This is a genomic window from Streptomyces sp. Y7 (assembly GCF_043195415.1).
GTDB lineage: Bacteria > Actinomycetota > Actinomycetes > Streptomycetales > Streptomycetaceae > Streptomyces.
The window spans coordinates 26,662-50,226 of sequence record NZ_JBIDDQ010000019.1; the positions used below are offsets into that span (position 1 = coordinate 26,662).

The window sequence follows — 23,565 nt, forward strand, 5'->3', positions numbered from 1 at the left end:
CATCAGCTCGCTGACCTGGGATTCATCCCGCGCGTCTGTGTTGTTTGGGACGAGATCGTTTCTCTACGTACATCCGCTCGTCAGCGGACTTCAACACTTCGTCCGCGGTCATCCCGCAGTGCGCCCACCCGATGCCGAAGCTGGCCCCGACCCGCACGGCACGCCCTTCGGCCCGGATCGGCTGGATGATCTCGTTGCGCAGACGTACGGCCAGGTCCTGGGCGTCGGCGCGGCCGAGTCCGTCGGCGAGGATCACGAACTCGTCGCCACCGAGCCGGGCGACGGTGTCGCCGTCACGGACCTGGCGGGTGAGCCGCCGGGCGACCTCGATGAGAACCGCGTCACCCGCGTTGTGCCCGAACCGGTCGTTGATGGACTTGAAGCCGTCGAGGTCGCAGAAGAGCACCGCGAGCCCCTTGGTGCCGTCGTCGCGCTCGGCCTCGTCCGGGGAGACGGTGTGGACGTGGTGGTCGTAGGCGTCCAGCGCCGCCACACCGGGGAAGTCGAAGCCGTGGCCGTTGGCGTCGAAGACGGCGGGGTGGCCGTAGGCGGCGTCCATGGACTCCAGGGCGCCCGCGTGGGTGGGACGCCGGCACAGCCGCGCGGCCAGGCGCGCGCGCAGTTCGGCGGAGTTCGGCAGACCGGTCAGCGAGTCGTGCGAGGCGCGGTGGGCGAGCTGGAGCTCGCGGCGCTTGCGCTCCTCGATGTCCTCGACGTGGGTCAGCAGGAAACGGGGGCCGTCGGCCGCGTCCGCGACCACCGAGTTGCGCAGCGACACCCAGACGTACGTGCCGTCCCGGCGCCCGAGCCTGAGCTCCGCGCGGCCGCCCTCGGCGGACGTCCGCAGCAGGGTGCCGATGTCCTCGGGGTGGACGAGATCGGAGAAGGAGTACCGGCGCATCGCGGAGGCGGGGCGGCCCAGGAGGCGGCAGAGCGCGTCGTTGGTGCGCAGGATCCGGCCGTGCTGGTCGCCGCCCATCTCGGCGATGGCCATGCCGGAGGGGGCGTACTCGAAGGCCTGCCGGAAGCTCTCCTCGCTCGCCCGCAGGGCCTGCTGCTCGCGCTCCAGCCTGACCAGTGCCCGCTGCATATTCGCGCGTAGACGTGCGTTGCTGATGGCGATGGCTGCCTGGAAGGCGTACATCTGGAGCGCCTCGCGCCCCCACGCGCCCGGCAGCCGGCCGTTGCGCGGCCGGTCCACGGACAGGACGCCGATCAGCTCGCCGCAGGCGCCGCCCTGCACGCCGGGCGTGTACATCGGCGCGAACAGGCGGTCGGAGGGGTGCCACTCGTCCTCGAAGCGGGGCGCGGGCCCGTCGGTGTACCACTGCGGGACGTCGTCGTCGTCGAGGATCCAGCCCTCGGTGTGCGGTATGAACACCAGGTCGCCCCAGTGCTGGCCCATGCTCAGCCGGCGCTCCCACGACTCGCGCGAGCCGACCCGGCCGGTGATGAGGGCCTCGGCGGCGGGATTGCCGGCGAAGGCGGCGACGACGAGGTCGCCGTCGGGGCGCACGAGGTTGACGCACGCGAGCTCGTAGCCGAGGCCGGTGACGACACCGTCGGCCACGGTCTGCAGCGTGTCCGCCAGGCTGCGGGCGGTGTTCATGTCCGCCATGACCTGGTGCAGTTGCCGCAGGGTCGCAAGACGGACATACGGCTCCGACTCGCTCTCCATGCTCGCCCTCCCCCCGAGACCTCGCAGCGAATCAAGGGTTCTACTTCGGCGTAACGTCCCTTGCTAGTCCCCGCCACTGAATCACAGCGCGCTGCTCACTCGGTACACAGGGTCAACAATTAATGGCTCTTGTGACTCAAGTCACAGCTAAACGTGAACAATTGAGCGGTGTTTCTGCGTTTTTCCTGTGTGTTTACTGAACGCAAAGTTGCGCTGCCCGTGGAGATGGCACGAAACGCCCGCGAACAGTTCCGCGCGACTCCGTCGGGAGTCCTAGGTCCGTTCTCGGGCGCAGGCCCGATGCGAGGCGCGCCGGACCGACATTAGCGTTTCCGGCGTGCCGAACACTTCTCCCCCCGCGCAGCCCGTGACCGCAGTCCTCCCCGCCTCCCCCAGCCCCTTTGGGCATGCTGAGGGAGTGAGCGACGACGAGTTCCGTGCCGCGATGTCGCGGTTGGCCGCCGGCGTGGTCCTGGTGACCGCGCTGGAGCCGCCGCTGGACCCGGACGACCAGCACGCGCCGCCCGGCGAGGACGTCGGCATGACGGCGACGGCATTCATGTCGGTCTCCCTGGATCCGCCGTTGGTGCTGGTCAGCCTGCGTACGGGCGCCCGTATGGACGACCTGCTCGACGAGCAGCCGCTGTGGGCGGTCTCGGTCCTCGCCGAGAGCCAGCGCCACATCGCCGGACGCTTCGCGATGAAGGGCCGGGTCAGCGACCGCCTGCTGTTCGCCGACATCCCCTACGTCCGCGGCAGGGAGACCGGCGCCCCGCTGGTGGGCGGCGCCCTCGCCACACTGGAGTGCCGCACCGAACAGCGGGTGACCGCCGGCGACCACACCCTGGTGATCGGCCGCGTCCTGTCGGCCTCGGTGCCGAGTGCCGACGGGCGTCCACTGACCTATTTCCGGGGCCGTTACCGGCACTTGGGATGATCTCCGCGCGGATACGCCGGTCGAATTCCCGTGGCCGGCAACTGATCATGCGGCATACCGTGCCGGGATGACGCCGACGAGTTCCGCACCCCGCCTCGAAAAGATCACACCTGGAAATTTCGAGTCCGCGACAGGGATACGGGTCCGCCCCGACCAGGAACACGCGGTCTCCCCCGTTGTGGAGTCCCTGGCCGAGGCGTACGTACATCCCGAGGGCGTCGCCTGGCCCCGTCTGATCATGGACGGCGACCGCCCCGTCGGCTTCCTGATGGCCTTCCTCGACATCGACTGGCACGGCGACGGCAGCCTGCGCCGCTCCGGCCTGTGGCGGCTGAACATCGCCGCCGGCGAGCAGGGCCGGGGCTACGGCCGCTTCGCCGTGGAGTCCGTGGCCACGGAGCTGCGCCGCCGGGGAACCACCGAGCTCCACGTCACCTGGCACCCCGGCCCCGACGGCCCGGAGGGCTTCTACACCGGGCTGGGCTTCCGGCCCACCGGGGAGACCTCTGGCGGCCAGACGGTGGGCGTGCTGGAGCTGTAGCCCGGGGCGGGCCCGGTCACCCGCCCCGGCCGGCCGGTCACTGGAGCGGCTCGATGTCCAGCCGCGCCACCCGCGCCGGATCCGTCACGATGTCGATCACGGCGATCCGATCCCGTACGAACGCAAACCGCAGCGCCCGCTCCACCCGACCGCCGACCAGCACCACGGACCCGGGCGCGCCGTCGACCAGCGCGTGCCGGGCGACCGGTGCGGGACGGGCGCCGAGAGCGGCCGACCCGAACGTCGAGGCGCCCCGTGCCACCGCCGCCGCGCCGGTTGTCACCCCGGCCTCGGAACGGGCGATGACATCCGGGTCGAGGACGTCGAGCAGCCCCTCGAAGTCGCCCTCGCGGGCGGCGGCGAGGAAGGCGTCGACGACCTTCCACTGCCGGCGCTTCAGGGCCCGGTCGTGCTCGGGCACCTCGGCGCCCTGCACCCGGCGCCGGGCCCGGCTGGCGAGCTGCCGCGCGGCGGCCGGCGTACGGTCCACGACGGCCGCGACCTCCTCGTACGGCACTCCGAACAGGTCGTGCAGCACGAACGCGAGCCGCTCGGCGGGCGTGAGGGTGTCCAGTACGACGAGCAGGGCGACACCCACCGAGTCGGCGAGGAGCGCGTCCTGCTCGGGGTCGGCCGGCCGCGGGACGGCACCCGTGGAGCCGTGGACCGGGGCGGCGGGCGGGGCCGTGGGGTCCAGGGGCTCCTCCGCGCGCGACTTGCGGGAGCGGAGCATGTCGAGACAGACCCGGCCGACGACGGTCGTCAGCCAGCCGCCGAGGTTGTCGACGCGACTGGTGTCGGACCGGCTCATCCGGAACCACGCCTCCTGCACCGCGTCCTCGGCCTCGGCCGTCGAGCCCAGCATGCGGTGCGCCACGGCCCGCAGATGGCCGCGGTGCGCCTCGAAGCGCCGGGCGAGGTAGTCGGTGTCGTCGGTGCCAGTGCCGTCGGCGCTCATCAGTGGCAGCCTCTCGTCGCGATCCGTCCGTCGTCACCGCCTTGACGGATGGCGCGGCGAGAATGTGACGCCCTAGCCCCAGTCCCGCCCGGACCGTCCTCGCTTGGTGTCGGAGCGCTGCTTCTTCTCCCTCAGCCGGCGCTCGTTGATGCCGCGGGGGATGCGGGTGGGCCTGCGCGGCTTGGGCGGCGGGGCGCTCGCCTCGGCGAGGAGCGCGGCGAGGCGTACGGCGGCGGTCTCGCGGTTGCGCCACTGGGAGCGGTGCTCGGAGGCGCGCACGGTGACGACGCCGTCGACGAGCTTCGCGGCCAGCCGCTCCAGCGCCCGTGCCTTCCACACCTCGGGCAACGCCTCGGTGCTCGCGAGGTCGAAGCTCAGCTCCACCTTCGAGTCACTGGTGTTGACGTGCTGGCCACCCGGCCCGCTCGACCTGGAGAAACGCCACATGAGCTCGGCCTCGGGGAGCGAGACGGAGCCACGGATGACGTAAGGACCGGACATGCCGTCCATGGTCCCGCGTCTGTCCGGTCCACGTCACGTGAATATCCCGTGTCCGCCGTTTGTCTCCCCTACGGGTGCTCTTTGGCAAAGAAAGTAAAGACACCTGGAACCTGAGGTACCCCTCTCCGCGTTCATAGGGGTAGCTGTAGCTTCTAGCCGTACCGCAACGAGGGAAGGGACTCCCAACAATGGCTGTAAGCCTGTCCAAGGGTGGCAACGTCTCGCTCACCAAGGAGGCTCCGGGCCTGACCGCCGTCACCGTGGGCCTCGGCTGGGACGTCCGCACCACCACCGGCACGGACTTCGACCTCGACGCCTCGGCGATCGCGGTCAACCCCACGGGCAAGGTCTACTCGGACGCCCACTTCGTCTTCTTCAACAACAAGCAGACGCCGGACAGCACCATCGTCCACACCGGCGACAACCGCACCGGTGAGGGCGCGGGCGACGACGAGGCGATCAACGTCAACCTCGCCGGCCTCCCGGCCGACGTCGAAAAGATCGTCTTCCCGGTCTCGATCTACGACGCGGAGAACCGCTCGCAGAACTTCGGCCAGGTCCGCAACGCCTACATCCGCATCGTCAACCAGGCCGGCGGCGCCGAGATCGCCCGCTACGACCTCTCCGAGGACGCGGCCACCGAGACCGCCATGGTCTTCGGCGAGCTCTACCGCAACGGCGCCGAGTGGAAGTTCCGCGCGGTCGGCCAGGGTTACGCCTCGGGCCTGGTCGGCATCGCCCAGGACTTCGGTGTGAACGTCTGATCACCCCGCACCACCCTGGGAACCCCCGGCTCCGGCCGGGGGTTTCCGGCGTTGCGGGGCCGGCCGGAGCCACCCGCCACGGGCCGTGCGCCGGAGGTCTTCGATAAGTTGCCCGAATGATCCTCGACCCCCTCCCCCGCACCCCCGACCACGACATCCCGGCCCCGGTCCTCACCGAACTCACCGCGCTGTACGCCTCCAACCGTGCGTTCCACGCGCTCAGCGGCGACTTCCCGGACCCGGACGACGTCCGCCCCGAGCAGGTGGCGGCAGTGCTGGCCGACGAGTTGGCGGTCCCCGGGGCGCAGGTGCTGCTCGCCCGCAGCGAGGGCCGCCTGGTCGGCATCGCCATCACCCTGGACCGGCACCCGGACCCGGTCGACCCGGACCCGTGGATCGGGCTGCTGATGGTGGACGCGACCGCCCACGGCCAGGGATTCGGCCGGAAGCTGGCCACCCTCGTCGAGGACCGCTTCCGCGCGGACGGCCGCGCCGCCGTGCGCCTGGCCGTCCTCGACAACAACCCCGAGGCTCTCGCCTTCTGGACGGCGCTCGGCTACGACACCCTCGGCTACGGCCGCGACCGCGAGCTCGACCGCCCCTGCACGGTCCTGCAGAAGCAGCTCACCGACCCCTCCAGCACCGACGCCGAACAGCCCGCCTAGCCGTCGTCAGGGCTGCTCGGGGCGTCCGTCCCCGTACAGCCAGTCCTTCCAGACGGCCGTGAAGTCCTCGTCGGGCGCCTTCTTCTCCACGTAGGAGGTGAAGTCGGCGGTGTTCGCGTTGCCGTGGCGGTGGGCGGCGGCCCAGCCCTGCACGATGTCGTAGAACGTGTCGTCGCCGACCGTCTGACGAATCTTGTGCAGGACCATCGCGCCGCGTTCGTAGACGGGCGGGTCGGAGATGTGCGCGGCACTCGTGGGCTCGGCGGGCGGGAAGTCCCAGAGGCCCTCGTGCTCGTCCTCGCCGTGGTCGTAGAGGGCGTCGAAGGTCTCCTGGGCGGAGTCGCCGTCGTTGTCCTCCTCCCACAGCCACTCCGCGTAGGTCGCGAAGCCCTCGTTCAGCCACATGTCCCGCCAGCTCTCCGGCGTCACGGAGTTGCCGAACCACTGGTGGACGAGCTCGTGGACGAGGAGTTCGGTGCCGGGGGCACCGGGGAAGACGGGCCGGTTCTGGGTCTCCAGCGCGTACTCGGCGTCGCCCTCGCCGGCGACGATCGCTCCGGTGGAGGAGAAGGGGTACGGGCCGAAGTTGTACTCCGCCCACTCCATGATCTCGGGGATCCGCGCCAGCACCTTGCGTGCGGGACCGGCCTGGTCGGGGGCCACGGCGGTGTACACGGGCAGGTCGTCCGCGGTGGTGGTGACCGTGGAGCGGGCGATGGCGTAGTCGCCGATGGCGAGCGTCGCGAGATAGCCGGCCATCGGCTCGGCCGTGCGCCAGCGGAAGGTCGTACGCCCCCCGCGGGTGGTCCGCCCCGCCGGCTCGCCGTTGGAGACGGCCTCCAGCCCCTGCGGCACGGTGACCGAGATGTCGTACGACGCCTTGTCCGAGGGGTGGTGGTTGCCGGGGAACCACGCCATGGACCCCACCGGCTCCCCGAGGGCGAGCGCGCCGGTGTCGTTCGGCAGCCAGCCCTCCCGCGACCCGTCGGGGTCGGTGACGGTCTGCGGGGTTCCGGAGTAGCGGACGGTGACCCGGAAGCTCTCGCCCTCGTCGAGGTCGTCGTGCGGCCGGACGACCAGCTCCTGGCCGTTGCGGCTCCAGCGGGCCGGCCTGCCCTCCACCGACACCTTCTCGACGTCCATCCCCTTCAGATCGAGGTCGAAGGCGGACAGGTCCTTCTCGGCACGTGCGGTGATCTCGGCGGTGCCGGCGAGGTGGCGCTCGCCGGGGTCGTAGGCGAGGTCGAGTCCGTAGTGGGTGACGTCGTAGCCGCCGTTGCCGGCCTGGGGGAAGTACGGGTCGCGCGCGCCGGAGCCGCCGGGGGTGCCGTGCACTCCGCCGCACGCCGTCAGGGCGAGGGCGAGCAGGCCACAGGCGCCGGCCCGGAGCGGCCGGGGGGCCGAGGGGACCCGCGTGGCCGGCCGGGCGGGGACAACAGGTGCGGAACGGGACACGTCAGTGATCCTATGAGCGCGGCCGTGACACCATCACCTCCGTGCTCGACATCGGCTACGCCCTCTCCAACCGCTTCCCGGACCCCCCGCAGACGGACTACCGCCGCGCGGACGTCCGCGCGCTGCGCCACGACCTGTTCTGCGGAGACGTCTATCTCGCCGACACCAAGGCGGACCGGGAGCTGTCCACAGCCTGGGGATGGGTGCCGGTGCTCGACTTCGCCTGGGCCCTGTGCGACATCGCCGAGCGGCTGGACCGCGACCCGGCGGGCTCCCGCGCCTCCCGCCCCCAGCACGCGGAACTCGACTTCACCGAGTCGACCGACCGCATGCTCTTCGAGCGCCGCTTCGGCTGGGTGGACATCGAGGCGGACTGGATGCCGGCCGAGGAGCCCCCGCTGTCCTTCGCCCACTCCGAACTGCGCCGCGAGGCCCGCGACTTCCTGCACGACCTGCTCGCCGACCTGATCGACCTGCACGAGGACCTGGGCGAGAACCCGGCGATCTGGACACTCCAGGCCCGCTTTCCCCGGGTGGGCTGAACCACCCGGGGCGACGCCGGGGCCGACACCGGCGAGAGGCGCGTGCCCCTGACGGTCGTCAGCCCTCCACCCGGATCCCCAGCTGGGCCGCCAGCACCGGTGCCAGATCCAGCAGCTGACCCGAACTGATCACCGCTCCGGCCAGCCGGTCCACACCCCGCGCGATCTCCAGCTCCGCCACCCCGCGCAGATCCACGTCCTTCATCTCCGTCCCGGTGAGGTCCACTCCCTTCACCGCGCAGTCCACGAACTCCACCCGCTCCAGCCGGGCGCCCCCGAAGTCCGGCTCGACCAGGACGCAGCCCTCGAAGACGACGTCCCTCAGCCTCGCCTTGCGCAGGTTCAGGTAGTCGATCTTGCCGCCGCGGATCACGACCCGCTCCAGCACCGAACCGTGCAGCTGCACCCCGCCCAGCCGGGCGTCGACCAGCTCCACATCGCGCAGGGTCGCGTCCGCGAGGTCGGTGCCGACACCGCGCGGGCCCGAGAGGACCGAGTCGAGGATCCGGGCGTGATGCAGCCGCGTCTCGTCCAGGACGCAGCCCTTCAGCGCGCAGTCCATGAAGCGGGCGCCCCCGCCGTCCTGCCCGGTGAGGTCCGCCTCGCCGAACTCCAAACTGTCGTAGTCCCCGTCCGGCTCCAACTCCCCGTCCTGGAACGGCTCCAGCGGGGGCAGCCGCAGCTCCGGCCGCCTCGCCCCCTTCACGGCTCCCCTGCCCGGCCCGCCGCTCTCACCCGTCACTCTCCTCGCCATGCCCCCATGCTGCACCCCGCCACCGACAATCCCCGGCCGGACCCGTGACCGGCGCGGACACCGGTGATGTCACATTCCGGCGGCCTCCACCCGTCGTACTCGCAGAAGGAGCCAAGGAAGGCGAACCGAGCGAGAGGGAGACCCCCAGCCATGCACCGCATCACCGTCGTCGGCGGCGGCTTCGCCGGACTCACCGCGGCCATCACCGCAGCTGAGGCCGGCGCCCAGGTCACCGTGTACGAGGCCCACCACACCCTCGGCGGACGGGCGCGGACCGCCGCGGGACCGTACCGGACGAACGAGGGCCCGCACGCCCTGTACAACGGCGGCCCGCACTGGGCCTGGCTCAAGCAGCGCGACCTCATCGGCCCGCTCGCGTCGATCCCGCCCCTGGAGGCCGCCCGGCTCAGGCTGCGGCACCGTGGCGTTCTGCGCCGCACCCCGCCGTTCGCCATGCTCAAGCTGCTGCGGCCCGCCCTGCCGCAGGCACCCGTCGACGTCGACTTCCTGACGTGGGCCACCGGCATCGCCGGTGAGGAGGGCGCCCGTGCCGCCGCCCACTACTCCGCCGTCGCGCTGTTCCACCACGACCCCGGCGCCCTGTCCGCCGCGTTCGTGCAGGAGCGGCTGCGCCGGGCCACCAAGCTGCCGCCGGAGGCGCACTATCCGAAGGGCGGCTGGGCGAGCCTCATCGACCGGATGGCGGCCCGGGCGTGGAACCTCGGGGTGCGCATGGAGACCCTCTCGCGCGTCGAGAGTCTCGACGGCCTCACGGCCGACGGGCCCGTCGTCGTCGCCACCTCCCTCCACGCCGCCCGCCGCCTCCTCGGGGACGACTCCGTGACCTGGGCGAGCGGCCGTACGGCACTCCTCGACCTCGCCGTGCGCACCCGGCGCGGGGACGCCTTCGTCGTCTCCGACCTCGACAGGACCGGGTGGCTGGAGCGGTTCACCGCGCAGGACCGCTCCCTGGCCCCGGCCGGCGAGCAGCTGATCCAGGGACAGATCCCGATCGCCCCGCACGAGTCCCGGGCCGACGGCATCGCCCGCGCCGAACAGCTCCTCGACCTCGGCTTCCCCGGCTGGCGCGAGCGCGTCACCTGGCGCGGCGAGGCCGTGGCGAACGGCCGTACCGGCGCCGTGGACCTGCCCGGGACCAGCTGGCGGGACCGCCCGGCCGTCGACCGCGGTGACGGCGTCTATCTGGCGGGCGATCAGGTCGCGGCCCCCGGCGTGCTGTCCGAGGTCTCCTTCAACAGCGCCCGGACGGCCGTGTCCCTGGCCCTCGGCCGACCCGCCCTTGACCTCAAGCGAGCTTGAGGTCGGAGCATCGTTGCGCCGCCCGCGGTGACGCGTCGGGCGGCCCGACAGAACCGAGTTCCAAGCGATGGGGGACCCCGATGCACGCCATCCGTCTGCACGCCTTCGGTCCGGCCGAGAACCTCGTCCTCGAAGTGACCGACGACCCCGTACCGGGACCCGGCCAGGTCCGGATCGCCGTGGCGGCGGCCGGCGTCCACCTCCTCGACACGGCCCTGCGCGAGGGCGTCCGGGGCCCGGCCCCCGAGCCGCCCGCACTGCCCACGATCCCCGGCCGTGAGGTCGCCGGAGTCGTCGAGTCCGTCGGCGAGGGAGTCGCGGAACTCTGGCTCGGCAAGCGGGTCGTCGCCCACCTGGGCTTCGCGCCCGGCGGCTACGCCGAGCTCGCCGTCACCGACGTCGACCGGGTCCACGAGATCCCGGCGGGCCTCGACTTCGCCGAGGCCGTCGCGATGATCGGCACCGGCCGTACGGCGATGGGGATCCTCCAGTTCGCCGAGCTCGGCCCCGACGCGGTGGCCGTGATCCCGGCGGCGGCCGGCGGCATCGGCACCCTGCTCGTGCAGTACGCCAGGAACGCGGGAGCCGTCGTCGTGGGGCTGGCCGGAGGACCGGAGAAGGCCGCCCGGGTGCGGGAGAACGGTGCCGACCTCGCCGTCGACTACACCGACCCCGCGTGGCCCGGGAAGGTGCGTGCCTTCCTGGGCGGCCGCGGCGCCACCGTCGTCCTCGACGGCGTCGGCGGCGACGTGGCCCGCGAGTGCGTCGCCCTGCTCGCGCCCGGCGGCAGACACCTCGTCTTCGGCTGGTCGGGGCAGGGGCTGCGCGACGGCGAGCCCCACCTCGTGGACGGCGTCTCCGAGAACGTCCTCGGCCCCGCGATGATGCGCAGGGCCGGCGGCCCCCACCCGATCCGGACCCTCGAACTGCGCGCCCTCGCGGAGGCCGCCGCGGGCCGGCTCACCCCGGCCGTGCAGCGCTTCCCGCTCGCCGCGGCGGCAGCCGCGCATCGCGCCCTGGAAACCCGCGCGACCACCGGAAAGGTGGTGCTGGAGCCGTGACCGGCCACAAGAACTCCCCAGATGCGACACGTCCCGAACCATGGTCTTCTGGCCAGATGACCGTCACCCGAACGGGTGAAACAGCCCGAGACGCGGATCCCCGCCGCTGGTGGGGGCTGGTGATCATCGCCCTCGCGCAGCTCATGGTCGTACTGGACGCGACCATCGTGAACATCGCGCTCCCGTCCGCCCAGAGCGACCTCGGCATGACGGACGGAAACCGCCAGTGGGTGATCACCGCCTACACCCTGGCCTTCGGCGGACTGCTGCTGCTCGGCGGCCGGATAGCCGACCTGGTGGGCCGGAAACGCACCTTCGTCATCGGCCTGATCGGCTTCGCCGCCGCCTCCGCGCTGGGCGGTGCCGCCACCACGGCCGGCATGCTCTTCGGCGCCCGCGCCCTGCAGGGCGTCTTCGCCGCCGTCCTCGCCCCCTCCGCCCTGTCCCTGCTGACCACGACCTTCACCGACCCCAAGGAGCGCGGCAAGGCGTTCGGCATCTACGGCGCCCTGGCCGGCAGCGGCAGCGCGATCGGGTTCATCGTCGGCGGACTGCTCACCGAGTACCTGGACTGGCGCTGGTGCCTGTACGTCAACGTGCCCATCGCCGTGATCGCCGTCTTCGGCGCCCTCGCCCTGCTCCACGACAGCCCCGTCCACGCGGGCGCCCGCCTGGACGTGCCCGGTGTGCTGCTCGGCTGCGGCGGCCTGGTCGCCATCGTCTACGGCTTCGCCGAGGCGGAACCGCGCGGCTGGACCGACCCGCTGGTGCTCGCCCTGTTCGCCGGGGGAGTCGCCCTGCTCGCGGCCTTCGTGTGGTGGCAGACCCGGGCCCCGGTGCCCCTGCTGCCGCTGCACATCGTCAAGGACCGCAACCGCGCCGGCTGCTTCCTCACCATGGCGCTGGCCGTGATCGGCATGTTCGGGCTGTTCCTGTTCATGACCTACTACCTCCAGGTCATCCTCGACTACTCGCCGGTGCTGACCGGCCTCGCCTTCCTGCCGCTCACCGCCGCGATCATCATCGGCTCGACCCAGATCGCCGCCCGGCTCCTGGACCGTGTGGCACCCCGCGTGCTCATGGGCCCGGGCGCCCTGCTCGCCACCATCGGCATGGTGCTGCTGACCCGGCTGACGGTGCACTCCTCGTACGCGAGCGACATCCTGCCCGCGCTTATCCTGATGGGCCTCGGCATGGGCCTGATCTTCATGCCGGTGTTCGCCACGGCGACGGCGGGCGTGGCCCCGCAGGACTCCGGCGTGACCTCCGCGACCGTCAACACCTCGCAGCAGGTGGGCGGCTCGATCGGCACGGCCCTGCTGAACACGATCGCCACCAGCAGCAGCGCCGCCTACATCACCGCCCATCTGACCGACCCGGCCCAGCGGGACCTGGTCACCAGGCAGGGCATCGTGCACGGCTACACGGTCGCCATCTGGTGGGCCGCCGCCATCATGCTCCTGGCCGGCCTGGTCGCGACCCTGATGGTGACGGCGAAGGCCCCCAGACACGGGGCGCCGCAGCAGACACCGGCACCCGAGCCGGTGGCCTGACCGCCCCGCGAACGGGGGGAGGGGCCCCCGGACCGCGGCCCCTCCCCCGTCCTCCCTGTGCGGCGGTGCCGTCAGTGCCGCCCGGCGATCCGGTCGGCCACCCGCGCCGCCCGCGACGACTCGGCGCTCGGCGTGGCGAACTCCCGCCGGTCCGCCGCCCGGTACGCGGCGTACAGCCCGTGCACGCCCAGCCAGCGCAGCGGCTCCGGCTCCCACTTGCGCACCTTGTGCCCGACCCACGGCAGCTCGGTCAGCTCGGTGCGCACGCCCTGCCCCGAGTCGATCTGCACCAGGTCGCGCAGGGTCCGCGCCGCGAGGTTCGCGGTGGCGACGCCCGAGCCGACGTAGCCGCCCGCCCAGCCGAGCCCGCTCGTCCGGTCCAGCGTGACGGTCGCGCACCAGTCGCGCGGCACGCCCAGCACCCCCGACCACGCGTGCTCGACCCGCACCCCGGCCAGCGACGGGAAGAAGCCGACCAGGATCTCCCGCAGCGCCTCGATGGTCTCCGGCTGCGTGCGCCCGTCGTTGTCCGTCTTCGACCCGAAGCGGTACGGCACCCCGCGCCCGCCCAGCGCGATCCGCCCGTCGGCCGTGCGCTGGGCGTACATGTAGGCGTGCGCCATGTCGCCGAGGGTCTCGCGCCCGTCCCAGCCGACCGACTCCCACTGCTCGTCGGTCAGCGGCTCGGTGGCGATCATCGAGGAGTTCATGGGCAGCCAGGTCCGGTGCTGGCCCTTGAGGTTCGCCGTGAACCCCTCGGTGCAGCGCAGGACGTAGGGCGCGCGGACGGTGCCGTACGGGGTGACGGCGTGCTTGGGCCGGATCTCGGTGACCGGCGTCAGTTCGTGGATGGTCACGCCGAGCGCCTCGACGGCCGCCGCGAGCCCCTTGACCAGCTTCACCGGGTGCACCCGCGCCCCGTGCGGCGTCCACGTCGAGCCGACCGCGTCGGCCACCTTGATCCGCTCGGCGGTCCGCCGGGCGTCGTACAGCTCACGGTCCTTCTCGCCGAACGCCAGCTCCTGCGCGTGGAACGCCTTCAGCCGCGCCAACTGGGCGGGCGTACGCGCGACTTCGAGCACACCGCCCTTGTGGATCCCGGCGTCGAAGCCCTCCGCCTCCGCGACCCGGATCACCTCGTCCACGGTGTCGTTCATGGCCTGTTGCAGCCGTACGGCCGCCTCGTGGCCGTGCAGCTTGGCGTACCGGTCGCGGCCCGCGATGCCGTTGTACAGCCAGCCGCCGTTGCGTCCGGAGGCGCCGTAGCCGCAGAACTTCTGCTCCAGGACGGTGATCCGCAGGAAGGGGACCGCCTGCTTCAGGTAGTAGGCCGTCCACAGTCCCGTGTATCCACCGCCCACGATCACCACGTCCGCGGAGGTGTCCCCGGCGAGCGGCTCCCGCGCCGCAGGGAGACCGTCGTCCGCGTACCAGAAGGAGATCCCGCCGTTCACGGCGTCACTGACCGAGCTGCTCATGGCGAGGACGTTAATTCGCGTGAGCCGACTCCGGCACCCCAGTAGGGTCGCAAAGTGATCGACATTCCGGACGAGCTCGTCGCCCAGCACGTGCGCCACGCCGGAGAGGCCGGCCGCGCCTACGTCACCTCGCTCGCGGAGCGCGGCACACACTTCCTGCAGCACTGGCGGCTGCGCCCCGACGGCCCGACGATGTACGGCCGCTGCGCGCTGGTCCTGCCCGTGCTACGGACGGACGGGACACGGGCCGTGCTCAAGCTCCAGGACGTCGACGAGGAGACCGTCGGTGAGCCGGTCGCGCTGCGGGCGTGGCACGGCGACGGCGCCGTGCGGCTCCTTCAGTGGGACGACGGGACCGGCACCCTGCTCCTGGAGCGTCTCGACCCGGACCGCTGCCTGGACGACCTGCCGGACTCCCGCGAGGCCACCCTGGTCGTCGCCCGGCTGCTGGCCCACCTCACCACGACCCCGGCCCCGCCGGGTGTGCGGCGCCTCGGCGACCTCGCCGCAGCCATGCTGGAACACACGCCGGCGGCCCTGAAGAAGATCGCCGACCTCGGCACCCGCCGCCTGCTCGCCGACTGCGCGGCAGCGGTACGCGAGGTCGCCGACGCCCCCGGCGACCGGCTCCTGCACTGGGACCTGCACTTCGAGAACGTCCTGGCCGCCGACCGGGCCGCCTGGCTCGCCATCGACCCCAAGCCGCTCGCGGGCGACCCCGGCTTCGATCTCTTCCCGGTCCTGTGGAACCGCTTCGAGGCCGACGAGGTGCTCTGGCGCTTCGACGCCATGACGGAGGTCCTCGGCCTGGAGAACGCCCGTGCCCGCGCCTGGACGCTGGGCCGCGTGCTGCAGAACTCCCTGTGGCAGATCGAGGAGGGCGACGACCCCCTCGACGCGCACCTGGAGATCGCGCGGCGCCTGCGGGACCACCGCCGCTAGCCTCACGCCGCCGGTACGGCCACTGCGGCTAGCCTCGCCCCATGATCCGACCCGCCACACCCGCCGACATCCCCTCCCTGCACGCCCTGATCCGCGAGCTCGCCGAGTACGAGAAGGCGCTGGAGGAGGCGAAGGCCACCGAGGAGCAGCTGCACGAGGCCCTCTTCGGCGACCGCCCCGCCGCCTACGCCCACATCGCCGCCGACGACGGGACCGGCGAGACCGTCGGCTGCGCCATCTGGTTCCTGAACTTCTCCACCTGGCGCGGAGTCCACGGCATCTACCTGGAGGACCTCTACGTCCGCCCCACCGCCCGCGGCGCCGGCCACGGCAAGGCCCTGCTCACCGAACTGGCCCGCATCTGCGTGGAACGCGGCTACCAGCGCCTGGAGTGGTCCGTCCTGAACTGGAACACCCCCTCGATCGCCTTCTACGACTCCCTCGGCGCCCGCCCGCAGGACGAGTGGACGGTGTACCGCCTGACGGACGAAGCACTGACGAAGCTCGGCTCCGACCCCCGGCCCACGACGGTGTGACCCGTCAGGACGTACGCAGGCCCTGACCGGCTCGCACGGCCGTCGCCCCGCAGCCCGCGACCGCCTCCAGCTCCCGGACCACGGCGGCACCGATCAGCTCCGCGTCCCCCGTGCGCAGATGGCAGACGACGGTGAGGGTGTAGGCGTCGGCGGTGTGCACGAGGCACAGGTTCGCCGTGCCCGGCGGGGACAGCTGCGGCAGCGGGACGACCCGCGCGAGGGGACGCCCGTGCAAGTGGCTGGGGACGTCTCGCCACTTGAACGCGGTGCACAGGCTGGTCGTCAGCTCGGGCCGGGCCAGGCGCCTGGCCATCACCCCGGCCAGCCACGGCACGGTACGCGCGGCCCCCTGCAGCGCGGGAAGGATCGCGCGATGCGCCTCGCAGCGGTGCTCGAACGCCGCGACCTGGTCCTGGCAGGCGCGCAGCCGCGCCACCGGCGAGTCCAGGTCGACGGGCAGCGCGACGCGCAGCGCGGTGACGCCGTTGCCGAGCTGCTGCGCGTTGTGCCGGGTCCGCAGGTCGACCGGCACGGTCGCGTAGAGCGGGGTCGGCCCCTGCGGCCAGGAACGCAGCGGCCCGTGACAGGCGCGCAGGGCACCGGCGTAGGCGCTCAGCAGCAGTTCGTTGAGCGTCGCCCCGCGCCCGCCGGCGGGCTGACGCCGGGCCGCGCGCATCACCTGCGGGTCGATCCGCACGACGGCCACCGACGGCCCCGGTCCCCCGCCGGACGACGGCGGAACGGGCTGGCCGGGAACCCCGATGCGGCGCAGCTCCCGGCCCACGGTGGCGAGCCCCACCGACGGCCGCTGCCGGGCCCCCTCGGCCGGCGCCGGCGGGCGCTGCGGCGCCGCGTCGTCCATCAGCAGCCGGAAGAGGGTCTCCAGGGACCGGCCGTCGAGCAGCGCGTGATGGGCGAGCAGCACCACGGCCTGTTCGCCCGCCGCGGTGGGGTGCCGGGTCACCAGCAGCTTCCACGGGGGCTGTTCGGCCGACAGCGCGCGCGTGACACCGTCGGCCAGCAGGGAGTCCATGTCCTGGTCGGTGGCGGCGATGTGGTCGGCGGGATCGAACGGCCGGACGGACGACCACCGGTGACCGGACACCGCCGACGGCCCGGCGGGGGGCACCGGAACCAGGCTCATCCGCTCCAGGGCGCCCCATCTGTCCTGCACCCGGGCCCGTACCCGCGCCAGATCGAACGGTTCTCCGGGAAACACCGCGGCGATGCCGACGGTCCCCGGCATCCCGTTGCGCAGATGACCTTCCTCGATGGCCGTCAGCCTCATCTTCCACAGCCTCCCGTTCCCAAGTCCCCCCAGAATCCCCGCCCTCGCCGCTCAGACGTGGGGTGAGTCGAAGACGACACAGGCGTTGTGGCCTCCGAAGGCGAAGCTGTTGCTGATCACCGGCCCGTCCGGGATCTTGCGCGGTTCGCCGGTGACCATGTCCAGCTCGCACCGGGGGTCCAGCCGGGTGAGATGCGCGGTCGGAGGCGCGAGCCCCTCCCGCACCGACAGGGCCGTGATCACCGCCTCCAGCGCTCCCGCCAGCCCCAGCCCGTGCCCGGTCACCGCCTTCGGCGCGGTCACGGGCACCCGGCGCGAACCGAACACGGCCGTGATGGCCCGTGCCTCGGCGAGGTCGTTCAACTCGGTGCCGGTGCCGTGCGCGTTGACATGGGTGACCGCGTCGGCCGTCGTCCCGGCGTCGGCGAGCGCCTGCTCCATGCACGCGACGGCACCCAGCCCGTCGGGATGCGGCGCGGTGAGGTGGTGGGCGTCGGAGGTGCGTCCGTACCCGGTGAGCGTGGCGTGGATCCGGGCGCCCCGCGCGCGGGCCAGATCCAGCCGCTCCAGCACCAGGAACGCCGCCCCTTCGGCGAGGACGAAACCCTGACGCCCGGCGTCGAACGGCCGGGACGCGGCGGTCGGATCCTCGCACTCGGTGACCATCGCCCCGGCCCGCCCGAAGGCGAGCGCCGTCGTGGGGGTCAGCGGGCTGTCGTGCCCGCCGGCCACGACGACGTCCGCGGAACCGGCCCGGATCATGTGCATCGCCTCGCCCACCGCGTGCGTCCCCGAGGCGCAGGCGGTGGAGATCGTCAGGCTCGGCCCGGTCACCGCGAACCGGGCGCTGATCCAGTACGCGCCCGCGTTGTGCATCAGCCGGGGCGCGTAGAGCACGTCGGGATGCCCGATGCCGCCCTCCTGGCTGATCACCCCGCCGTACCCGGTACCGGTGACCACCGCCCGCCTGCGGGAGGGGACATGGAGCCCGCCGGCGTCCTCGACGGCGTCCGCGGCCGCGCACAGGGCCAGCTGCACCGACCGGTCGGCCCGCCGCGTCTCCTTGACCGTCAGATACCCGGCGGGGTCGAAGCCGGGCATCGGACACGCGGGGTGGACGACGGTGCCCTCGTCGTCGAAGGCGTGCAGCGTACTCGCCGAACGGCAGCGGACGAGGCTCTCCCACAGCTCCTCGGGGCTCGCCCCGGCGCCGCAGCGGACGCCCAGGCCCGTGACGGCGACGGCGTGCCGGCCGGTCATCGGGCCAGGGTGCTGTGGACGTCGGGCGTACCGGCGCGCAGCCGCGCGATGAGCTCGGCGACATCACCCACGGTCGCCACGGCGGACTTGTCGCTCCCCCGCAGCGTCACTCCGAACAACTCCTCGGACGCCGCCTCCAGTTCGGTGATGTCCAGGCTGTCCGCTCCCAGGTCGGCGACCAGCCGGGCCTGCGGCACGACCGCCTCCTGCGGCACCGACATCACCTGCGCGCACAGCGGGCGCAGCGCTTCCCATACGTCACCTGTGTCCCGGCGCTCGGCTTCCATGCAACTGCCTCCCTCTCCTGGTGCCGTCAGAGCACTGACGGCGTCGCCGTCCGAGCCCATGTCTCGAACTCCGTGACGACCGCGCCGGCGAGCCGACTCGCGTCGTCCGGGGCCGCGTTGCCCACCGCGGTGAGCGTGAACGCGTCCCCTGCCTGTGCCAGGGCGAAGCTGACGGTGCCCGGGTACTGCAACGGCGGCAGCCCGACCGTGCGCACCAGCCGGCGGCCCTGGAAGGTGCTCGGCCCGCCGGGCCACTTCATGGCCGTGGTCGCGGTCGCCGCGAAACAGGAGTGCCGTCCCCGGCTGGTCAGCAGACGGGTCACCCAGGGGCCGGTGCGCCGCGCCGCCTCCGCCGCCGGGAACAGCACGGTGGCGTGCACGGCCGCCCGGTCGGGGACGGCGGCCATCGCGTCCTGGCACGCCCGCAGCCGCGCCACGGAGCCGTCCACGTCGACGGGCAGCGGGACCCGGACCACCGTGAGGGTGTTGCCGAGTTCACCCGGATTCCCCCGGCCCCGCAGATCGCACGGTACGGCCGTGTACACGGGCAGATCCCGCTCCCGCCACCGCCGTACCGGCCCGTACTGGTCCCGCAGCGCCCCCGCCACCGCGCCCACCAGCAGCTCGTTCAGGGTCGCGCCCCGGCCGTCGGCGGGCTGCCGGCGCGCGGAGCGGACGATGTGCGCGGGCAGTTCCCGCACCGCGACCGAGGCGTACGTGTGCCCCGGCGGCCACGTCGGCAGGGCCTGTCCGGGTGCCGACATCACCTTCAGCTCCCGGCCGGCCGCGCGCAGCGGGCTGCGCGGCAACGGCACCGGCCTCTCCCGTCGCCCCGCCGGCCCGGGGTCGTCCATCAGCGCACGCATCAGCGTCGCGAGCGACCGGCCGTCCAGCAGCGCGTGCTGGGCCACCAGCGCCAGCGCGAAGTCACCGCCGTGTGTGGCGTCGGGGAGCACGAACAGCCGCCAGGGCGGCGCCCCGTCGGCGAGCGGCCGGTCCACGTTGCGCGCCCACAGCTCGTCCAGCGTCGCCCGCTCCTCGACGACCTGTACGGCGGGGTCGAACGGCTCCGGCACGGCCCACCGCGCGCACCCACGCCGTCCGCACGCCCGGTCGAGCACGCAGCTCATCCGTTCGAGTCCCGCCCAGCGTTCCACGACACGGGCGCGCACCTGCCGCACATCGGGCCGCTCGCCGGAGAGGACCGTCGCCAGGCCGATGACTCCCGGGCACCCGTTGAGCAGCAGCATCTCGTCGGCACAGGACAGTCTCATGCGACAGGTCGCCCTTTCACTCGGCGTGCGCGGCGCGGCCCGGCCCTCGCCGGATCTGTGCCGCGTCGACGGCTGGCAAGTCCAACGCCCGCCCCGTGACGGAGCGGGCGTCGAACCGGACGCTTCCTACGGTTACTTGAGCGCCGAGCTGTTGCAGCCCATGTCCGAACCGAGGTGGCTGGGCTGGGCTGCCGGGGAGCCCTCACCGTTGAGCGCGTTGGCCAGGACGCCGTTGAGGGCGCCGACGCTGCCGAGGACGTCGATGTTCATGTCGTGCGAGCGGCACTCGATGCCCTGCGTGATGTCCACGTCGTGGGCCATGCCCTCACCGTGGGCGAGGGCGGGGCCCACGCCGAAGGAACCGACACTGCCGAGGACGGCGGCGCCCACCAGGGCGGCCTTGTGGAGCTTGCGCATTTCTTCTCCGGTTGGATCGAGCGGAAGGGGTGTGCAGCGAATGAGGTTGAAGCGACGGCCTGTTGCCGAGGGCCGTCAGCCGAGCCGGGGCAGACCCAGCTGGCCCACGGGCGGTGCCGCGACCTGTCCGAGGCCGAGCCCGGGCACCTGCGGAGCGCTGGTGTTCAGCCCACCGATGAGCGGGCTCACCTCGGGGTTCACCTGCGGGTTCACCTGCGGCGCGACCCGCGGCGGGGGCTCCGGGTTGAAGACCTGCGGAGCGGACACCTGCGGGGCGACCTGCGGCATCACCTGCGGGGCAGCCTGCGGCACGACCTGCGGAGCCGCCTGCGCCGGGGCGGCGTGCGGGGTGCCGGCCTGCGCGAAGCCGCCCGACGAGGCCGAGGCGGAGGCGTAACCGGTCTGCTCACGCGGGGCGGGCGCCGGAGCCGCGTACTGGGGAGCCGGCTGTGGCTGGTACTGCGGCCGGGAGGCGACCTGCGCGGTGCCGGCGGACCGGGCAGACGCGGTGGCCTGCGGCTGCGCGTACTGCGGCGCCGGGGCGTACTGGGGAGCGGGAGCGTACTGGGGCGCCGGGGCGTACTGGGGAGCGGGAGCGTACTGCGGAGCCGGGGCGTACTGGGGCGCCGGTGCGTACTGCGGAGCGGGAGCGTACTGAGGTGCCGGGTAGTCGGGAGCGGGCGCCGGAGCGGCACCGGCGTACCCGACGGGATAGTCGGCCGCCTCGCTGACGCCGGCACCGATCGCGGTCAGACCGCCGGCCGCTGCGACGACGAGCGCGGCCTTGTGAAGCTTGCGCATGGAACCCTCGGCCCTTCATTACCTGTACAGGGAAATCCGTTGTATTCAGTGCAGTCTTGCGTGTGCTCAGTCTGATATTCGTACTGCGCCCTTACAGGGGTAATGCCTGAGCTGTCATGTGGACTTCACGCCGGAGTCGGCAGCGGAACCCGTTGCCTCTCTACTGATTCCGGCCGCTGCCCTCTCTCGACTGGCAACGACATTTCTTGGACCAAGTCACGGGATGCGTAATTCCGTCACCCCATTGCCATCCATCGGATTTACACACCCTCCGGCAATTGGGTGACCCCGTCCCGACTCACGTGACTGGATTCGCAGTTGTCTCGTTCCGCACCAGGAGAGAGAGCGACGGTCCATCGCAGTCGCATTTCCGTACGTTCATGCACAGGTCAATGAAGGGCCGAGGTTCCATGCGCAAGCTTCACCAGGTCGCGCTCGTCGTAGCAGCAGCCAGTGGTCTGTCGGCCATCGGCGTCGGCCCCAGCGTCGCCGACGCCCCGGTCGGCTACGGCTCCGTCCCGCCCCCCGCTCCGCAGCAGGATCTCCAGGCCACCTCGTGGACCAACTCGCAGGCGAGCGCGCAGCGTTCCAACCTGCCGAACGCGCACCGGCCGGCGCAGGCGCTCGCGCCCCACCACGGCGCCGATGTCACCCCACAGGTCAACCCGCAACTGAGCCCCAAGATCAGCCCGCAGGTCAACCCGCAGCCGACCGTCGCGCCGTCCGGGCCCATCGAGCAGGCCAACCTCTTCCGTCCGTACCAGGAGTGCAGCCCGCAGTCCCTGCTCAACGCCGCCGTCCCGGTCGCGGTGCTCGCCGCCGCCGAGACCGAGGGCGTCGACTGCGACCAGGCCAACAGCCAGGCCAACTCCCTGGCCCACGCCCGCTACACGCGCTGACGCGCTTTCGGGCCACGCGTCCCAGGCGTTCGGTGCGACGGCCGGCGCCTGGGGCCCGTTCTCCTGTGATGCGACTTCTGGGTGCTTCCGGCACGAGATCACGAACCTCGGCGCGTCGTTCATATATGTCCGGATACTTCGTATTAATCTCCGGTAACTGTACGAAGTCGATCTCGCACAGATCGCACCCACCTCACTCCACCGGAGATGACATGCACAAGCTTCGCAAGGCTGCCGTCCTGGTCGCCGCCCTCAGCACCGTCGGCCTCCTGGGCGCCGGCACCGCCACCGCCCACGGCAACGACGGCCACGGCGGCAAGGGCGGCGGCGACAAGTTCAGCGTCCTGCAGAGCTCCAACTGCAAGTCGCACGACCTGAACGTCGACGTCCTCGGCCAGGTCGGCGTCCTCAACGGCCTGCTGGGCAGCGCGCTCAACGGCGAGGGCAACCCGGGCGCGCAGGACACCCACCTGGGCTCCTCGATGGGCTGCAACAACAGCGCCTTCTGATGCACTGACGGCCGCACAGCCGGCCGAAGCGGGAAACAAAGTCCCGGTACCGAGCCCCGTGCCCGGTGCCGGGACTTCCCTTTGCGCCGGATTGGCTCGTTCGACCGAGTAATTCGTCGCTATCGGCCAAGATGGTGAGTCTTTTCCGAATTCGGCGTGCCGCCGATTGCGTTGGAATACTTCCTATTAGCCTCCGTAATTGTACGAAGTCGGTCTGCACCAGACCGACCCACTCCACTCCACCGGAGATGAACATGCACAAGCTCCGCAAGGCCGCCGTCCTGGTCGCCGCCCTCGGGAGCGTCGGACTTCTGGGGTCCGGCGCCGCCCACGCCGACGGAGGCGACTTCGGCAGCAAGGGCAGCAGCCTGAACATCATGCAGAGCAGCACCTGCCGCTCGCACGACGCCAACGTCGACATCCTGGGCCAGGTCGGCATCGCCAACGGCCTGGGCGGCAACCTGCTCAACGGCGAGGGCAACCCGGGCGCGCAGGAGACCGCGCTGGGCTCGAGCATGGGCTGCAACAACAGCGCCTTCGGCAAGTGACGTAGGCCAGATCTTCCCCTGGTGCCCCGGCCACTCGGCCGGGGCACCGGCATTTCCCGGCCCGACCACCGTAATCCTGTAAATAAGAAAAGAATGCCGGATCGGAATTTCTTCCGATCCGGCATTGTGCGCTACTGCGTTCAGAAATCGAATTTGGGGAGCTTCATACCCTTGGGCAGCTCCGCCCGGTTGTTGCACTCCACGACCGGCCCGCTCTTCACGGAGCCGTCGTTCGCCATGCCCTCCTCGGGGCCGATGACCCGCGGCCGCTCGATCGTGGAGCAGTCCTGCTTCTGCTGGACGATGTACCCGTTGCGCTTGTCCTTGCGGACGACCTCGCTCTTCTTGACGCAGACGATGTCGCCCTGGGCGGTGATCGTGCAGGCACCCTTGGGGTCATCGGCGTGCGCCGGGGCCGCCGCGCCGTAGAGCGCGGCGAGAGCTCCGAGGAGCCCCGAGACGGTGGCGATCTTCTGTCGAGCGATCATGTGCTGCGTTCCTTCTGCCTTGGAGAAGCTCGGATTGCCTTGGAAGAGCCCGGAAATGACACAGCCCGGCCGCGCTCTCCCCTGATGGGTCTGCCGCGCGTCCGGGCTG

The 23,565-nt window shown here is 72.1% G+C and carries 26 protein-coding genes; 13 read left to right on the top strand and 13 right to left on the bottom strand.

All coding sequences use genetic code 11. From position 1 onward, the window contains the following. Positions 1-22: 22 nt before the first annotated feature. Positions 23-1,678: a diguanylate cyclase CdgB gene (gene cdgB, locus ACGFW6_RS32770; protein WP_393518072.1), complete on the bottom strand. Its 1,656-nt coding sequence runs from the start codon at positions 1,676-1,678 to the stop codon at positions 23-25. Between the two features lie 337 nt (positions 1,679-2,015). On the opposite strand from cdgB, the gene ACGFW6_RS32775 reads away from it, so the two are divergent. Beyond that, the gene (locus ACGFW6_RS32775; protein ID WP_393518075.1) at positions 2,016-2,615 is read left to right on the top strand and encodes a flavin reductase family protein; all 600 of its coding nucleotides are present in this window, start codon (positions 2,016-2,018) and stop codon (positions 2,613-2,615) included. A 67-nt stretch (positions 2,616-2,682) separates the two neighbouring features. After that, positions 2,683-3,156: a GNAT family N-acetyltransferase gene (locus ACGFW6_RS32780; protein ID WP_393518078.1), complete on the top strand. Its 474-nt coding sequence runs from the start codon at positions 2,683-2,685 to the stop codon at positions 3,154-3,156. Between the two features lie 37 nt (positions 3,157-3,193). On the opposite strand, the gene ACGFW6_RS32785 is transcribed toward ACGFW6_RS32780, so the two are convergent. Continuing rightward, positions 3,194-4,114 (bottom strand): sigma-70 family RNA polymerase sigma factor, encoded by a 921-nt coding sequence (locus ACGFW6_RS32785; protein WP_393518081.1) that lies wholly within the window; start codon positions 4,112-4,114, stop codon positions 3,194-3,196. A 72-nt stretch (positions 4,115-4,186) separates the two neighbouring features. Then, positions 4,187-4,624 (bottom strand): alternative ribosome rescue aminoacyl-tRNA hydrolase ArfB, encoded by a 438-nt coding sequence (gene arfB / locus ACGFW6_RS32790; protein ID WP_393518084.1) that lies wholly within the window; start codon positions 4,622-4,624, stop codon positions 4,187-4,189. 179 nt (positions 4,625-4,803) lie between these two features. Here arfB and ACGFW6_RS32795 point away from each other — a divergent pair, with 179 nt between their 5' ends. Continuing rightward, positions 4,804-5,379 (top strand): TerD family protein, encoded by a 576-nt coding sequence (locus tag ACGFW6_RS32795; protein WP_269642032.1) that lies wholly within the window; start codon positions 4,804-4,806, stop codon positions 5,377-5,379. Between the two features lie 116 nt (positions 5,380-5,495). Beyond that, positions 5,496-6,044: a GNAT family N-acetyltransferase gene (locus tag ACGFW6_RS32800; RefSeq protein WP_393518088.1), complete on the top strand. Its 549-nt coding sequence runs from the start codon at positions 5,496-5,498 to the stop codon at positions 6,042-6,044. Between the two features lie 6 nt (positions 6,045-6,050). Here ACGFW6_RS32800 and ACGFW6_RS32805 read toward each other — a convergent pair whose 3' ends face one another. After that, positions 6,051-7,499: a M1 family metallopeptidase gene (locus tag ACGFW6_RS32805; protein WP_393518091.1), complete on the bottom strand. Its 1,449-nt coding sequence runs from the start codon at positions 7,497-7,499 to the stop codon at positions 6,051-6,053. Positions 7,500-7,540: 41 nt separating this feature from the next. On the opposite strand from ACGFW6_RS32805, the gene ACGFW6_RS32810 reads away from it, so the two are divergent. Next, a complete protein-coding gene (locus ACGFW6_RS32810) occupies positions 7,541-8,041 on the top strand; it encodes a hypothetical protein (RefSeq protein WP_393518094.1) in 501 nt (166 codons plus the stop codon). 58 nt (positions 8,042-8,099) lie between these two features. Here ACGFW6_RS32810 and ACGFW6_RS32815 read toward each other — a convergent pair whose 3' ends face one another. Continuing rightward, the gene (locus ACGFW6_RS32815) at positions 8,100-8,795 is read right to left on the bottom strand and encodes a pentapeptide repeat-containing protein (RefSeq protein ID WP_393518096.1); all 696 of its coding nucleotides are present in this window, start codon (positions 8,793-8,795) and stop codon (positions 8,100-8,102) included. Between the two features lie 150 nt (positions 8,796-8,945). On the opposite strand from ACGFW6_RS32815, the gene ACGFW6_RS32820 reads away from it, so the two are divergent. The 3 genes from ACGFW6_RS32820 (at position 8,946) to ACGFW6_RS32830 (ending at position 12,729) form a co-directional block, all read left to right on the top strand. Continuing rightward, the gene (locus tag ACGFW6_RS32820; protein ID WP_393518098.1) at positions 8,946-10,115 is read left to right on the top strand and encodes an FAD-dependent oxidoreductase; all 1,170 of its coding nucleotides are present in this window, start codon (positions 8,946-8,948) and stop codon (positions 10,113-10,115) included. 80 nt (positions 10,116-10,195) lie between these two features. After that, positions 10,196-11,176, top strand: coding sequence for a zinc-binding dehydrogenase (locus ACGFW6_RS32825; RefSeq protein WP_393518100.1), 981 nt, complete (start codon positions 10,196-10,198; stop codon positions 11,174-11,176). A 56-nt stretch (positions 11,177-11,232) separates the two neighbouring features. Next, complete coding sequence (locus ACGFW6_RS32830) at positions 11,233-12,729, top strand: MFS transporter (protein ID WP_393518103.1); 1,497 nt, start codon at positions 11,233-11,235, stop codon at positions 12,727-12,729. A 71-nt stretch (positions 12,730-12,800) separates the two neighbouring features. Here ACGFW6_RS32830 and ACGFW6_RS32835 read toward each other — a convergent pair whose 3' ends face one another. Continuing rightward, positions 12,801-14,207: an NAD(P)/FAD-dependent oxidoreductase gene (locus ACGFW6_RS32835; protein ID WP_393518106.1), complete on the bottom strand. Its 1,407-nt coding sequence runs from the start codon at positions 14,205-14,207 to the stop codon at positions 12,801-12,803. A gap of 54 nt (positions 14,208-14,261) precedes the next feature. Here ACGFW6_RS32835 and ACGFW6_RS32840 point away from each other — a divergent pair, with 54 nt between their 5' ends. Further along, on the top strand, positions 14,262-15,149 hold the full coding sequence (locus tag ACGFW6_RS32840) for an aminoglycoside phosphotransferase family protein (RefSeq protein WP_393518108.1): 888 nt from the start codon (positions 14,262-14,264) through the stop codon (positions 15,147-15,149). 41 nt (positions 15,150-15,190) lie between these two features. Then, positions 15,191-15,685 (top strand): GNAT family N-acetyltransferase, encoded by a 495-nt coding sequence (locus ACGFW6_RS32845; RefSeq protein WP_393518110.1) that lies wholly within the window; start codon positions 15,191-15,193, stop codon positions 15,683-15,685. Positions 15,686-15,689: 4 nt separating this feature from the next. On the opposite strand, the gene ACGFW6_RS32850 is transcribed toward ACGFW6_RS32845, so the two are convergent. The 6 genes from ACGFW6_RS32850 to ACGFW6_RS32875 form a co-directional block, all read right to left on the bottom strand. Next, positions 15,690-16,973, bottom strand: a complete 1,284-nt coding sequence (locus tag ACGFW6_RS32850) for a wax ester/triacylglycerol synthase domain-containing protein (protein WP_393518112.1) — start codon at positions 16,971-16,973, stop codon at positions 15,690-15,692. Between the two features lie 51 nt (positions 16,974-17,024). Then, complete coding sequence (locus ACGFW6_RS32855; protein ID WP_393518115.1) at positions 17,025-18,233, bottom strand: beta-ketoacyl-[acyl-carrier-protein] synthase family protein; 1,209 nt, start codon at positions 18,231-18,233, stop codon at positions 17,025-17,027. Next, positions 18,230-18,520 (bottom strand): phosphopantetheine-binding protein, encoded by a 291-nt coding sequence (locus tag ACGFW6_RS32860; RefSeq protein WP_393518118.1) that lies wholly within the window; start codon positions 18,518-18,520, stop codon positions 18,230-18,232. Before ACGFW6_RS32860 ends, ACGFW6_RS32855 begins: the two co-directional genes overlap by 4 nt. A gap of 26 nt (positions 18,521-18,546) precedes the next feature. Then, positions 18,547-19,794, bottom strand: coding sequence for a wax ester/triacylglycerol synthase domain-containing protein (locus tag ACGFW6_RS32865; RefSeq protein ID WP_393518121.1), 1,248 nt, complete (start codon positions 19,792-19,794; stop codon positions 18,547-18,549). Positions 19,795-19,926: 132 nt separating this feature from the next. Next, entirely contained in the window at positions 19,927-20,211 is a 285-nt protein-coding gene (locus ACGFW6_RS32870) for a hypothetical protein (protein WP_393518124.1), read from the bottom strand. A gap of 75 nt (positions 20,212-20,286) precedes the next feature. Beyond that, a complete protein-coding gene (locus ACGFW6_RS32875; RefSeq protein WP_393518127.1) occupies positions 20,287-21,012 on the bottom strand; it encodes a hypothetical protein in 726 nt (241 codons plus the stop codon). Positions 21,013-21,422: 410 nt separating this feature from the next. Here ACGFW6_RS32875 and ACGFW6_RS32880 point away from each other — a divergent pair, with 410 nt between their 5' ends. From ACGFW6_RS32880 to ACGFW6_RS32890, 3 genes are all read left to right on the top strand, one after another. Beyond that, positions 21,423-21,911 carry a hypothetical protein gene (locus tag ACGFW6_RS32880; protein WP_393518130.1) on the top strand — a complete coding sequence of 163 codons (489 nt, stop codon included), beginning with the start codon at positions 21,423-21,425 and terminating at the stop codon, positions 21,909-21,911. A gap of 212 nt (positions 21,912-22,123) precedes the next feature. Continuing rightward, complete coding sequence (locus tag ACGFW6_RS32885) at positions 22,124-22,420, top strand: hypothetical protein (protein ID WP_393518133.1); 297 nt, start codon at positions 22,124-22,126, stop codon at positions 22,418-22,420. A gap of 254 nt (positions 22,421-22,674) precedes the next feature. After that, positions 22,675-22,968, top strand: coding sequence for a hypothetical protein (locus ACGFW6_RS32890; RefSeq protein WP_393518136.1), 294 nt, complete (start codon positions 22,675-22,677; stop codon positions 22,966-22,968). Positions 22,969-23,108: 140 nt separating this feature from the next. Here ACGFW6_RS32890 and ACGFW6_RS32895 read toward each other — a convergent pair whose 3' ends face one another. Beyond that, on the bottom strand, positions 23,109-23,456 hold the full coding sequence (locus tag ACGFW6_RS32895; RefSeq protein ID WP_393518139.1) for a hypothetical protein: 348 nt from the start codon (positions 23,454-23,456) through the stop codon (positions 23,109-23,111). Between the last annotated feature and the right edge of the window lie 109 nt (positions 23,457-23,565).